The 13,894-nt window shown below is 40.1% G+C and carries 13 protein-coding genes and 2 pseudogenes; all 15 read right to left on the reverse strand.

Features of this window, described 5'->3' with window-relative positions; genetic code table 11:
• A pseudogene (locus ACFX4L_RS05140) lies at nucleotides 1-267 on the reverse strand (hypothetical protein); the annotation flags it as partial.
• Nucleotides 268-571: 304 nt separating this feature from the next.
• Nucleotides 572-1,330 (reverse strand): FliA/WhiG family RNA polymerase sigma factor, encoded by a 759-nt coding sequence (locus ACFX4L_RS05145; protein ID WP_377383697.1) that lies wholly within the window; start codon nucleotides 1,328-1,330, stop codon nucleotides 572-574.
• Between the two features lie 132 nt (nucleotides 1,331-1,462).
• Entirely contained in the window at nucleotides 1,463-1,966 is a 504-nt protein-coding gene (locus ACFX4L_RS05150; RefSeq protein ID WP_377383694.1) for a chemotaxis protein CheD, read from the reverse strand.
• On the reverse strand, nucleotides 1,959-2,597 hold the full coding sequence (locus tag ACFX4L_RS05155) for a chemotaxis protein CheC (RefSeq protein WP_284471266.1): 639 nt from the start codon (nucleotides 2,595-2,597) through the stop codon (nucleotides 1,959-1,961). Before ACFX4L_RS05155 ends, ACFX4L_RS05150 begins: the two co-directional genes overlap by 8 nt.
• A gap of 4 nt (nucleotides 2,598-2,601) precedes the next feature.
• Nucleotides 2,602-3,057, reverse strand: coding sequence for a chemotaxis protein CheW (locus ACFX4L_RS05160; RefSeq protein WP_377383691.1), 456 nt, complete (start codon nucleotides 3,055-3,057; stop codon nucleotides 2,602-2,604).
• A 111-nt stretch (nucleotides 3,058-3,168) separates the two neighbouring features.
• Nucleotides 3,169-5,211 (reverse strand): chemotaxis protein CheW, encoded by a 2,043-nt coding sequence (locus ACFX4L_RS05165; protein ID WP_377404102.1) that lies wholly within the window; start codon nucleotides 5,209-5,211, stop codon nucleotides 3,169-3,171.
• A gap of 20 nt (nucleotides 5,212-5,231) precedes the next feature.
• Nucleotides 5,232-6,330 (reverse strand): annotated as a pseudogene (locus ACFX4L_RS05170) (protein-glutamate methylesterase/protein-glutamine glutaminase).
• Between the two features lie 10 nt (nucleotides 6,331-6,340).
• Entirely contained in the window at nucleotides 6,341-7,207 is an 867-nt protein-coding gene (locus ACFX4L_RS05175) for a MinD/ParA family protein (RefSeq protein ID WP_377383683.1), read from the reverse strand.
• Nucleotides 7,191-8,339, reverse strand: a complete 1,149-nt coding sequence (gene flhF / locus ACFX4L_RS05180) for a flagellar biosynthesis GTPase FlhF (protein ID WP_377404105.1) — start codon at nucleotides 8,337-8,339, stop codon at nucleotides 7,191-7,193. The genes ACFX4L_RS05175 and flhF overlap by 17 nt, the downstream gene beginning before the upstream one ends.
• Nucleotides 8,336-10,372 carry a flagellar biosynthesis protein FlhA gene (gene flhA / locus ACFX4L_RS05185; RefSeq protein WP_377383677.1) on the reverse strand — a complete coding sequence of 679 codons (2,037 nt, stop codon included), beginning with the start codon at nucleotides 10,370-10,372 and terminating at the stop codon, nucleotides 8,336-8,338. The genes flhF and flhA overlap by 4 nt, the downstream gene beginning before the upstream one ends.
• Before the next feature lie 40 nt (nucleotides 10,373-10,412).
• Complete coding sequence (flhB, locus tag ACFX4L_RS05190; RefSeq protein WP_377383674.1) at nucleotides 10,413-11,495, reverse strand: flagellar biosynthesis protein FlhB; 1,083 nt, start codon at nucleotides 11,493-11,495, stop codon at nucleotides 10,413-10,415.
• A gap of 1 nt (nucleotide 11,496) precedes the next feature.
• Nucleotides 11,497-12,273, reverse strand: coding sequence for a flagellar biosynthetic protein FliR (fliR, locus tag ACFX4L_RS05195; protein ID WP_377404108.1), 777 nt, complete (start codon nucleotides 12,271-12,273; stop codon nucleotides 11,497-11,499).
• Between the two features lie 3 nt (nucleotides 12,274-12,276).
• Nucleotides 12,277-12,546 carry a flagellar biosynthesis protein FliQ gene (fliQ, locus tag ACFX4L_RS05200; RefSeq protein ID WP_061462420.1) on the reverse strand — a complete coding sequence of 90 codons (270 nt, stop codon included), beginning with the start codon at nucleotides 12,544-12,546 and terminating at the stop codon, nucleotides 12,277-12,279.
• 14 nt (nucleotides 12,547-12,560) lie between these two features.
• On the reverse strand, nucleotides 12,561-13,226 hold the full coding sequence (fliP, locus tag ACFX4L_RS05205; RefSeq protein WP_089362477.1) for a flagellar type III secretion system pore protein FliP: 666 nt from the start codon (nucleotides 13,224-13,226) through the stop codon (nucleotides 12,561-12,563).
• Nucleotides 13,223-13,882 (reverse strand): flagellar biosynthetic protein FliO, encoded by a 660-nt coding sequence (locus tag ACFX4L_RS05210; protein ID WP_377383668.1) that lies wholly within the window; start codon nucleotides 13,880-13,882, stop codon nucleotides 13,223-13,225. The genes fliP and ACFX4L_RS05210 overlap by 4 nt, the downstream gene beginning before the upstream one ends.
• Nucleotides 13,883-13,894 lie beyond the last annotated feature (12 nt).

The raw sequence follows: 13,894 nt of genomic DNA on the forward strand, positions 1-13,894 counted from the left end.
GAGTCTCGCACTTCCGCTCCAATCAACCTTAAATAGTTTCGTTTTAAAAACAACAATCTTTACGAAAAGAGCCTTTTCATAAAAATGGGCCGGAAGCTTTCGTTCTTCACCTACAACGGTCCTTTGTTTTCGTTCTGAATCCTTTTGGACTTGATGGGCAGCATGATCTTGTTGGATTAACTTCTTTTGTTGATTTTGCTCTTGGATTTTCCCTGCATCCTGTGTTCGTGGGATTGCAATTTGCATCTCAATCGCTTTTAAACTCATATGGAAACCGCCTTTCCATTTCCAATAACCAGACAAAACCGAGCTGAAAGTGAGTTCTCATTGGACTTCTTAATAATATTTATGATTACCTTACAATGGAGTAAGGGACACTTGAACTGCTCTTCGTGACCAAGTTCAGTTCGAAATTCTGTGATTTCGAAACATTTATTGAAGTGATGGGTTCCTAAGTCCTTTCAGGCTGCCCCTGACTTTAAAGAAGGCATTTTTCGTTCAACCGGATCTATGATCAACTGGATGCATCTCTGGCTCCATTCCCTTTTCAAACAAAATATGATTAATTCTTTTAATTTTGCATCGAGTTTCTTAATTTATATATCGCTTTCGAGTGAATCTGGGATATCCGAGACGTAGATAGGCTCATCACTTGTCCGATTTCGGTTAATGTCAGTTCTTCTTTATAAAAAAGTTGTAAAACCAACTGTTCTTTTTCATTAAGCGTTTCTATGACTTTGGCTAATTCCACATTCAGTTCTTCCCTTAAAACATGTTCCTCAGGTAAATCCGCCTTTTCATCTTTAATATGAAAATTCGTGCTTTCTTTGTCGTCTTGTTCTTGGGGATTTTCATCCATCGAAAGTACATTGGCAAAGAAATTCCCATTTAACGCAGCATATACTTCATCTTCCGGAATATTCAATTCCGCAGCAATCTCGTTTGGAGAAAGGTTTCTCATATATCGCTGTTCTAGCTTTTCTATTGCAGATTCAATTTTCTTGGCTTTATCTCTTGCACTCCGTGGAAGCCAATCCTCTTTTCTTAATCCATCTAAAATAGCACCACGAATTCTAAATGAAGCATATGTATCAAATTTCAGGTCACGCTTCGTATCAAAACGTGCCAGGGCATCGAATAATCCCATCATCCCTAAACTCCTTATATCATCCCGGCTCACATTTTTAGGAAGGCTTACTGAAATGCGTTGAACATGATACGATACGAGAGGGGTGTATTTCTTAACTAAAATGTCCCCGGCTTGCGGATCCCTGCAATCAACCCAATTTTTCCAATATATCTGCTCTTCTTCGATGGTCAGACGAGACATTGGACATCCTCCTTACATTATAAACGTCATGTGATCAAAATTGCTCTTAAAGGCCATAAATGCAACAATAATTTGATTGCAAGTGTCCTGTCATATTTTCAGCTGTTCTTTTTAAGTAAAGCCTAATCGTTACTATATGTTTTTTGTCCCTTTATTAGCGGTCCGTATATTCAGTAAACAATCGTTCAAATTGAACTCGATCGTTCTCCCGCTATTACCGCCTAAATCTTCTGCAACGACTTGAATGCGCAAGTCAGATAACTCTTTCCGGACAGCATCCACATTTCGGGGTCCTATTCTCATTAAATCTCCTCCTGAAGCAAATTGAAACATTTGCGCACCACCAGCCAACTTCGCTTTTAGGAATCGAATTCTTGCTCCTTCATTTACTAAAAGCTGCACTAATTCCTTTATCGCCGTATCAGCAAATTTGGCAGCGTTGATCTGTCCTGATTTAGCGAGTGAAGAGTCAGGCAGCATAATGTGAGCCAAACCGGCAATCCCCTTTTTTTGGTCATATACTACAACACCAACACATGACCCCAGCCCTGAAGTGCGAATCGAATATGGAGGTTTTATAATATTCATATCCGCTATTCCAACCTTCACAACCTTGACCTTTATCAATTCAGTCATTAAGTGACACTCCTAAAGCGGAAAAAATGGTATCAAAAAATCCGGGATCAGGTAAAAGAAAGAAATGACCGTCAATGGATTCAGCAAAATGCTGATCTTTTTCAAGTACAGTATCAATGACAATGGCTGCGTCACTTACTTGAGATAATTCCAATAAACCATAACTGATTGTGGCCCCTACCATATCAATGCTCAATGACGGTACGGATGGATAGATATTCAATCGAGTGAAATCAGAAAGTGAAGAAAGATAGGATCCAGATAAAATATTCCCTAATTCCAAAAGGCAGGAGAGTGCCAATTCGGTATAGGGTGTGGAATCTATCAAAAAGGTTCCATCACCAGTCATTTGACGAATCAAGTATTCAGCTACTTGAAGCGAAAGGATAAAAAACATACTCCCGGAAGCATCTCCTTCTATTCTAAGGAAAACGCTGGCAACGACGTGATCGGCCCCGCCAGCCATTTCCATCATTTCATCAAAGGAAACGACCCGAGCATTTGGAACATTCATATCAATTTTCCTATTAAGGATGGCAGAAAGAGCCGTTGCTGCGTTGCCTGCACCTATATTGCCAATTTCCTTCAAAATATCGAGTTGAAGAGGATTGATTTTCTCAATGAACGACATGTGATTATCCTTCTTTTAACATATTTTCAGTCACTTCTAGACTTAAAGCCTTTTCCAAATTAATCAGGACGAGCAGACGCTTTTCAATTTTAGCCACTCCGCTTATGTATTCTGAAGCTAAATGTCCCACAACTTCAGGCTGCGGCTCGATACTATCCACCGGAATATCCAAAACATCATTGGCAGAGTCCACTATCAACCCAACTTCCATATCATCCAAAATGACGATGATGATCCTTGTTGATTCATCATAAGCCACCACTTCGAAACCAAAACGTACCCGTAAATCAATGATTGGAGTGATAACACCCCTTAAATTTATGACTCCCTTAACAAACTGAACAGCCTTTGGAACTCTGGTAATATGCAGAAGCTTTTCGATACCGCTGACCTTTTCCACCGGAATGGCATATTCTTTATCCTTAATTTGAAAAACGATTACTTTCATATCCTGCGACATCCGTTCACCTCCTCTAAAAAAACTTCATGATGACAGGTATAACCTTAATGAGAACCTGAATGCGGCACGGGCGAGCAAACGTCCCATTACCTTGCCCTCTTCATCTATCATTCAATGAATCAATGTGTTGCAATCTATGATTAAAGCAACTTGTCCATCTCCAAGAATCGTTGCCCCCGATATTGCAAATGCACTTGTTAAATAATTCCCCAGTGATTTCAATACAATTTCCAGCTGCCCGATAAATGAATCAACGACTAACCCAGCTAATTTATCTCCTTTTCTTACAATGACCACAGAGAGAAACTCTTCTTCTTCCTGACTGATAGGCACTTCAAAAATATCTTTCAGGAACAGAAGTGGCAGCACCTTCCCCCTGAAGTCAATAACTTGTTGATTATGGGCATTCATGATATCTTCTTTTTTTATGATCGCTGTTTCTATAATGGATGAAAGCGGTATGGCATATTTTTCGTTTTGGATTGCAACCAGCATGACAGAAATAATAGACAATGTAAGTGGAAGCTGAATAAGGAAAATGGACCCTTCGTTCTCCCTGGAATCAATCGTGACAGATCCACCGAGAGACTCAATAGTATTTTTAACTACATCCAGACCCACACCGCGCCCCGATACATCCGAAATGGTTTCCGCTGTTGAGAAACCAGAAGCGAATATCAATTCATAGATTTGCTTATCCGTTAGAGTGGCAGCAGTTTCCTTAGTTAATATCCCATTGGAAAGCGCCTTGTTCAAGACTCGCTCTTTATTGATGCCTGCACCATCATCATCGAATTCAATGAAGACATGATTGCCGCTGTGATATGCTTTTAATAGGATTTTACCTTCTTCATTCTTCCCTTTCGCCAACCGTTCTTCAGGCGTTTCAACTCCATGGTCCATGGCGTTTCTTAATAAATGGACGAGAGGGTCACCGATTTCATCAATGACTGTACGATCAAGTTCCGTTTCAGCTCCGATGATTTCCAAATCGACTTTCTTGTTTAAATCCCTTGCTAATTGACGAACCATTTTAGGAAAACGATTGAATACCGTTTCCACGGGAACCATCCGCATATTCAATACGATTGTTTGTAAATCACTTGTTATACGGGACATTCTTTCAACTGTTTCATGCAATTCTTGATTATCCAAATCACTAGAAATTTGATCAAGCCTGCCTCTATCGATTACAAGTTCCTCGAATAAATTCATTAATATATCAAGCCGCTCAATGTTCACCCGAATGGTCTTGCTTGATTCCGACTTAAAGGATGCCTGTTTTTTCTTCTCATTATTATCAGTTGGGAGCTTTGCATTGGTTGTCTCTTGTTCCTGAACTTCAGCAACTTTATCCTCTTTAGCATTGGCGGTATGTCGCAAGCCTTCAAAATCAATGTCATTTATAACAACGTGACCCACTTCTGAAACCTTCATGATTTTTTTCTTTATCTCTTCACTCGATTCTTTTGATACCATCGTGACTGTAAATTGCTGATCGAACTGCTCTTCTTCCAAAACTTCAACAGGTGGGTGTGACTTGATTATTTCACCTGATTTTTCAAGCACCTCAAATACCATAAATACCCGGGCAGCTTTTAAAAGACAGTCTTCACGCAAAGCTATCGAAATTTCAAAGCTGTTGAAGCCTTGATCTTTGGACTGCTGAAGCACTGTCCATTCAAATTCATCATACTGTCCCGCAGTCATTTCCTCCTTTTCAAGAACGACAGAAGCTGCTGCAATCTCTGCACTGGATGAAGAAACCAGCGACTCTCCTTTTCCAATCAATTCCAGCTGCCGAACAACCCTCTTCACATCTCTCTTTCCATCTCCACCTTCAGCAATGGACATGACCATCGCTTCTAAATCATCAACCGCTAAAAATATCACATCAAACAATTCAGGTGTAAGGATGATTTGACTGTTTCGGATCGCATCCAAAACATTCTCCATTTTATGAGTTAAATTAGCTAAGTCCTCATATCCCATAGTTGCCGACATCCCTTTTAGGGTATGGGCTGAACGAAAGATTTCGTTCACAATCGAGAGGTCTTCCGGGTTCTTTTCGAGTACCAGCAACTGTTCGCTGCACGTTTGAAGATGTTCTTTACTTTCCTCTATAAATACCTCTAGATACTGGTTCATATCCATACAAACTCCACCTCCATATGTTAACAAAAGCTTATTATCGTTTTAGCTATTTTTTCTACATCCTCTATGCAATCTATTAAATTGGTTTTAATTGCCGCTTTCGGCATACCAAAAATGATTGATTTCTCCTGTGATTCGGCTATAGCTTTTAAAGGACCCCTTTGCTTCAGCTTAATAAGCCCCGCCGCCCCATCCATGCCCATCCCGGTCATGATAACGGCTATTTTCGCAAGATCCTTCATTTCACTTACCGATTCAAATAGCACATCAACCGACGGCCGATGTCCATTTCGCAATTCGGATTGATCCAAAAGGACTGCCAAGCTCATTCCGACTTTTTTCACTTTTAAGTGAAAACCTCCAGGTGCGATGTAGGCGACACCTTTTTGTATCAGTTCACCCTCTTCTGCTTCCTTCACTTTAATCTTGCATAATGAATTCAGGCGTGTTGCCAAAGATTTTGTAAAACCGGGGGGCATGTGCTGGACAATGAGTATGGACGCATCAATATCTAGTGGGAGTTCTGTCAAGACGGTCTGAAGCGCTTTTGGACCTCCAGTAGATGTACCAATGACTATTATCTTCCCGTTCCTATAGGACCATGTTTTATTATTTTTTTCTTTTTTTTGTCGTTACTATTGAATCTATTTTACTATATTTTTCCCAAAATGATGGGCTTATCTCCATATTCAACGCATTTTTTTGTAGTTTGTGAACATTTGCCCTGCTGGCAGCCATAACTTTTTCAAGGAGTTCTGTCTTAATTTTATGTAAATCCAATGAAATGGCACCTGTTGGTTTAGCCATAAAGTCAAAGGCTCCACTGTCCATGGCAGCAAATGTATTTTCCGTTCCTTCTTTCGTTGTGCTCGATAACATGACTACAGCGGTTGGACATTCATTCATGATCCGGTTTAATGCTTCCAATCCGTCCATAACCGGCATTTCTACATCCAAAGTCACGACATCGGGTTTTAAAGCCTTTATTTTATCTAAAGCATCTCTTCCATTCCTGGCAGTCCCGATGACTTCAACTCTGCTATCTTCTGTTAAAAACTCTGAAATTAACTTTCTCATAAACGCAGAATCATCCACTATCAGCACTTTTACGATATCCATGAAAGGAGACCTACTTTCCAAGAAAATATCTCTTCATATTTCGGAGGAAATGGCTTCTTTGCAAAGTCAATTCTCCCCCAAATGAATGATTTGCATATCTCGACGCAATGTCCATAATAGCTTTGGAAACATCTGCTTCAGAATCGAAAAGAATGAAGGGCATTTGTTTGGTAACAGATTTTGATACTATTCCATCGTTTGGTAAGTACCCTAGAGCAACTGTTTCCAGACCCAAAAATTTCACTAGTGCATTTTGGAGCCGCTTAATCGCTTCTTTGCCGTCCTTACTCGTGAAAACCCTATTGCAAACAAGGAACAACGGAACCTCTTTATTTACTGAATTAATATATTTCATTGCGGAGTATGCATCCATAATAGAAGTAGGTTCAGTCGTCGTGATAACGACTAATTCATCCACACATAACATGAATTTCATAGAATCCTGAGTAATACCTGCTCCCATGTCAAATAAAATATAATCGTAGTTCGCCAACAATAAACTGAATTCTTCATTAAAACGGGTATACTTATCTTCATCAAGTGAAAAGAGATTCGTCAGTCCCGTTCCGCCGTTAATGATTGAAATATTCCCCGGTCCTGCTGTGATGATATCTTTTAAACTACAATCACTTTCAAAGAAATCAATAATACTGTAGGGGGAGTGTTCCCCAATCAAAATATCAATATTCCCCATACCAATATCCATGTCGAACAACAGGACCTTTTTCCCCCTCTGGGATAAGGCAATGGAAAAATTCAAGGAAAAGTTTGATTTTCCCACTCCTCCTTTACCGCTTAAAACGGCAATCGTCCTGGCCATTGATTGATTATGGCGGGCTTCCAATCTTCTTCGTAAGTTCTCAGCTTGATCTTTCATATTTTTTAGCCCCAAAAGCCATTTTCAATAGCTGTGATGATGTAGCTATTTCCATATCGTCTGGCACATTCTGTCCATCTGTTATATAAGCGGCTCCTACTTTATGAGAGTGTATAAAATTGAATATCGCCCCGAAAGTGGAGGTTTCGTCCGCTTTTGTAAAAATGACCTGTTTAATCGGTATGGTAGCAAACTGTCGATAAATATCTTCCATATCCTTTTGTTTTGAGGTTAATGACAACACTAAATAGGTTTCCATCTCATCTGTAAAATGAATAATTTCATTAAGATCCTTGACGTATAGCGGGTTACGGAAATTCCTCCCGGCCGTATCTATAAAAACATAATCATAATGGGAGAAACGTTCAGTCGCCCTTTTGAAATCCTCCAAATTATAAGCGACTTCGATCGGAACGTTCAAAATCTTCGCATATGTCTTAAGCTGATCTATTGCAGCAATCCTGTAAGTATCCGTCGTAATGAATGCCACCTTCTTATCATGCTTCAACATGGTTTCCGCAGCTACTTTTGCTAAGGTCGTTGTCTTTCCCACACCTGTTGGACCAACAATATTAATATATTTTTTTTGGAGCCCGGGTTTTCCGTTTTCAACCTTTTCCAAAATATCGAACATGGCTTCCTCCAACCAAACTTGAATCTCTTCATCCGTTGATTGTTGTTTGTAAACGAACCATTTCTCAAGTAGTACATCCATGATTTGCGACCGAAGTGATATATCTACTTCTTGCTCCATTAGGTAATCGTGGATTACCTGCAGTTTCCCCGGATATTCTCTATCAGGTGAATAGATTTGTATACTCTTGATCATATCTTTCAAACCTTCTATTTCTTTTAATAAATCGGCACTTTCCTTATTGCCCTCATTAATATGACTTGCCATTTTCGGCTTCGATGGCAACTTCTTCGATTTCTGTTTCACTATCGTTTCGATAGGCTGGGAAACCGGATCTATGGCTGCAATGACTTCAATACTCCTCTTTTTGAATAATCCTAGGAAACCGCCATTATACACAGCCTTTGAACTTAAGATGACCGCATCACTGCCTAGTTCCCCCCTTATTCGCTTCATCGCCTCGTTCATTGATGGTGCCAAATATTTTTTTACCTTCAATCGATATTCACCACCCCTACACTTTGTACTTCTACATTCGATTCTAGTTCATTGTATGAAAGAATCGGTACATTTGGAAAATAACGTTCAGTTAATTGCCTGGCATACATCCTTACCGCAGGAGAGCATAGTAAGATCGGTTGGTGATCCATTAACGTCAGCTCTTCCAATTTGGCTGCAATTGCCTCCAATATGGATTGCGATATAGTTGGATCCAATGATAAAAAGTTACCATGCTCGGTTTGCTGCACACCATCGGCAATGGTCTTTTCCACTTTCCCCGATAATGTTATGACTTTAATTCTATTTTCATCCGCAATAAAAGAATTCGTTATCTGTCTGGCTAAATTCTGCCTTACATATTCAGTCAGCAAATCTGTGTCAGTCGATAACTTTCCATAATCAGCAAGTGTTTCGAAAATGACCGGTAAGTTCCTTATAGAAACTTTTTCCTTCAATAATTTTGCCAATACCTTTTGAACATCACCTATAGACAAGGGATTCGGAGTGACTTCCTCTACTAGTATAGGTGAGGATTCATGGAGGTGATCGATTAATTGTTTCGTTTCCTGCCTGCCCAATAGTTCCTGTGCATTGGCCTTTATGACTTCCGTCATGTGTGTGGATACTACACTTGGTGGGTCTACTACCGTATAACCCATCATCTCCGCATGTTCTTTCATTTCATCCGTGATCCATTTGGCTGGTAAACCGAAGGATGGTTCTATCGTATCGATTCCTTCTATTGACTCATCCTCGTTCCCTGGACTCATGGCCAAGAAATGATTAAGGAGCAACTCCCCCTTTGCCATGACACTTCCTTTAATTTTCAGCCGATACTCATTAGGATTCAACTGAATGTTATCACGTATTCTGACGACAGGAATCACGAGCCCCAATTCAATTGCAAGCTGCCTGCGAATCATGACGACCCGGTCCAGCAGGTCCCCGCCTTGGTTGGCATCCGCAAGTGGAATCAAACCATATCCAAACTCAAATTCGATCGGGTCGACATTTAAAAGGTTAACGACGCTTTCTGGACTTTTCATTTCATCCGTTTCCAGCACTTCTTCCATTTCTTGTATTTCACTTTCGTCCTGCTGTGGTATCCTTGAAATCGTATAACCTCCAACGACTAATAAAGCAGCAATCGGCATGGTGAATAAGTCGGAAATGGGAGTGAATAATCCTAAAAGGAAAATGGTCGCTGCTGTCAGGTAAAGCATCTTAGGAAATTGAAATAACTGTTCAACAATATCCGCTCCGAGGTTTCCATTTGAGGCAGCCCGGGTTACGACGATTCCCGTAGCTGTGGAAATCAATAAGGCAGGTATCTGACTTACGATACCGTCACCAACCGATAACATAGAAAAATGTACGGCGGACTCTCCAAAACTCATGTCCAATTGCATGATGCCAATGATCATACCAAAAATCAAGTTAATGATGACAATGATGATTCCTGCTATGGCGTCACCTTTAACAAACTTACTCGCTCCATCCATGGATCCATAAAAGTCTGCTTCGTTACTTATTTTTTCCCTTCTGGCACGTGCTTCGTTTTCGGAGATCATCCCAGCATTTAAATCTGCATCAATGGCCATCTGTTTCCCTGGCATCGCATCCAGCGTAAATCTTGCGGCAACCTCCGAGACCCGTTCGGATCCTTTCGTGATGACGATGAAATTGATGATGACCAAAATGATGAATACAACTAATCCAACAATCACGTTTCCTCCGACTACAAACGAACCAAAGGTTTCTACAACTCCACCAGCATCACCATAGGTCAAAATGGCACGGGTCGTCGAAACGTTCAACCCCAGCCTGAACAATGTAAATAAAAGGAGCAAGGAAGGAAAGATTGAAAATTCGAGAGGTTCTTTCATATTCATCGTAGTCAATAGAACCAGCAGCGCAAGAGAGATATTTAAAAGGAGTAAAATACTTAACAACCAGGTTGGCAATGGAATGATCAACATGGCAACGATCATAATGACGCTCGAAATAACAACTAAATCTCTTGCTCGCATGTTTTTTCTCTCCTAACTAGCGGGTTACCCTGTTACTTCTTTACAGTTTACCTTTGGTTTTATATACAAAGGCTAATATTTCAGCGACCGCCTTAAAGAACTCCTCAGGTATCGCTTGACCTAATTCAGTTTGATCATATAAAGACCTGGCCAAAGGCCGATTTTCTACCATGATCACATCATTTTCTTTAGCAATGAATTTAATTTTCTGAGCGACAAAATCAACGCCTTTTGCCACTACATACGGAGCCTCTGCCTTATCTTCATCATATTTTAGAGCAATTGCAAAATGCGTCGGGTTAGTGATGACGACATCCGCATTGGGAATTTCCTGCATCATTCTTTGAGCGGCCATCTGCCTTTGCTTTTGCTTAATCTTGGATTTGATAAGCGGGTCCCCTTCGGAATTTTTATATTCATCCTTAATATCCTGTTTGGACATACGGATGTTTTTTTCAAAGTCATATTTTTGATACAAATAGTCTAATAGAGCAATGAACAATAAAGCCACGGCAGCATAAAATCCTGCTTTAATCGTAATATCCGCCAATGTTGCCATCGCTGCTTCCAAAGAAATCTGTGATAACATCATAATCTCGCCCATGCGCTGCCATAGTACATAAAAGGCAACAAAACCAACAAAAGATATTTTGAGAATGGATTTTAATAATTCAACAATGGCCCGCATTGAAAAAATACGTTTGAACCCTTTAATGGGATCCAATTTTTCAAGTTTAAACTGAATGGATTCAGTCGAAAACAAAAAACCAATTTGCATGACATTAGCCAATACCCCAGCCACTATCGCGGCAGCAAAAACGGGTCCAAGGACGAGACCCATCTCCTTTAAAACCTCAATCATGATAATTTGTACATTCTCCTCGCTGAATCCAGTCAATGTAAAATGTTGCAGATATTCTTTCATTAGACCCAGCAAATGATTATACATGTACGGCCCCATCAGCAATAGCACTGAAAACACTGCAATTAAATTTACAGAGGTATTTACATCCTGACTCTTTGCCACCTGACCCTTTTTCTTCGAATCCTGACGTTTTTTTGGAGTCGCCTTTTCGGTCTTCTCACCAGCAAAAAACTGTAAATCCAGCTGAAACCTCTCCATATCAAACGCCTCCAATCAACTGCATTAGATGACGCATCGTCAAAAGCAAAAAATTGAAAAGTTGGGTGACAGCCGTCATCATCATCCCCATCACCAGTACTATAACCGCTAACCCGGCTATGATTTTCACTGGAATTCCGACCACGAACACATTTAATTGAGGGACTGTCCTAGCAAGGATTCCTAGCGTGACATCCACTAAGAAAATACTTCCCACTACTGGTATGGACATTTGAAAAGCAATCATGAAAGCTTTACTGAATGCTTTCGCCAAATATTCCATTAGTGTATGATCTCCGAATGGCACAAATAATTGGTCAATCGGGATGAACTGATAGCTATAAAAGATTCCATCCAAAAGCAAATGATGGCCGTTAGTACTCAATAGGAATAATAAGGCGATTGTATAAAGGTATTGTCCCATCAACGGGCTTTGAGCCCCAGTTTGGGGATCGATGACATTGGCAATTGAAAAGCCCATTTGAAAATCAATCAATCCACCAGCGATTTGAACGGCCGATAAAATCATATAGGCTGCAAACCCAATGAAAAGCCCAACAAGCGCTTCCTTTATGATTAATAAATAAAATGTGACATCCAAGTCCAGAACCGGGGCTTCAATGGCATAGTACATGATCCAGGCAAGGAAGATTCCTAGCCCCACTCGATGTTGTACCGGTATAGAACGGTAAGAAAAAATCGGCATGGCCACGAAAAACGTAGTGACCCTTACTACAATTAATAAAAAGGCGGGAAAGTGCAGAAATATTTCCTCCATGCCCTACCCTACAAATCGATTCAGATTACCGAATATTTCATTTGCGTATGATAATAGATGGCTCAGCATCCATGGAGCCAATATTATGAGTCCCAATAAGACTGCCACGATTTTTGGAACGAATGCCAAGGTTTGTTCCTGAATCTGTGTAGTCGCCTGAAAGATGCTTACTAATAGCCCTACAATAAGAGCAATTACCATCAATGGACCAGCGATAATTAAAACTGTATAAATTCCTTTTTCTGCTACATCAATAACAAACTCTGCACTCACTTTTTCTCACCTGCTTAAAAACTCTGTAATAATGACTTCACTACTAAATACCATCCGTCAACAAGAATGAAAAGGAGGATTTTAAATGGAAGGGAAATCATGACTGGCGGCAACATCATCATCCCCATCGACATCAGGACACTTGCAACGACCATATCAATAACCAAAAATGGAATGAAAATCATAAAACCTATTTGAAAAGCCGTTTTGATTTCACTGATTGCAAAAGCTGGTACAAAGGCAGTCAAGGGAATGTCCTGTATCGTTTCCGGTTTATCCATCTTGGCATACTCCAAGAATAACGCCAGATCCTTTTGCCTTGTATGGGCACTCATGAATTCCTTAAAAGGTATCGAGGCCTGTACATATGCCTCTTCTAAATCTATTTCCTCATTAAATAACGGGGTTAATGCCTTTTCATTCACCTCCTGAAAAGTCGGTGCCATTATGAAGAATGTCATGAAAAGAGCCAGGCCGACCAGCACCTGATTCGGCGGCATCTGCTGTGTAGCTAGCGATGTTCTCACAAAGCTCAGGACAATGATGATTCTTGTAAAACAGGTCATCAAAATCAATATGCTAGGGGCCAGTGATAAAACGGTCATTAGTAGAACAAGTTTGACGGAAGTAGAGACATTGGCGGGGTCACTGTTATTAAAAAACTCCATGAACTCATTCATTCATTGCCTCTTCCTTTCCTATCAAGCTCGTTCAACAGCTTCTTCCTGCTATCAGACATTTGATCGAGTTGATTTTTGAACTCTGCAGGGAAACTGGCGGTTTCGGATTCTCTTTTATTCAACCACTTATTTTTCAACTTCATTGCAAATTCCCCAGGCTGGATCATTTGATCGATCTTATCGTTGTAATCTCTCAAAAGCTGTTCATATTCCTCAGGATTATCTATTTCTTTCAAGAGTTGAATATTTTCGCCAACCCCAATCACCAATATTCGCCCGCCGACTTTAACAAGCTGGACAGAACGATTTGCACCAAGGCTCGTGCCGCCTAAATTCTCAACTGAATTTGCTTTTTGATACGATTTACTTTTTTTATTGATGAACTTTAATAGGATATATAGAAGAGACACTACAAAAATAGTAGCAAATATCATCCTAAGAAACTCCCAAACGGTTATCCCAACTTTATCCGGATTCGAAGCCTGTTTGGTAGATTGCAAGTCTTTTGATTCACCCTTATCCACTTTTAAATCATCAGGCTTTTTATAAACATCCTTCACTGTTTTTTCAAGATCTTCCGCATAGGCCTGTATGGCCCCAGAGAAGAATACTGCAATCATCAGTGAGACCTGAAGCCATTTTTTAATAAAAAACAATATGAAGACACC

Source organism: Peribacillus sp. YIM B13482 (genome assembly GCF_042787975.1).
Classification (GTDB): Bacteria; Bacillota; Bacilli; order Bacillales; family DSM-1321; genus Peribacillus; species Peribacillus simplex_A.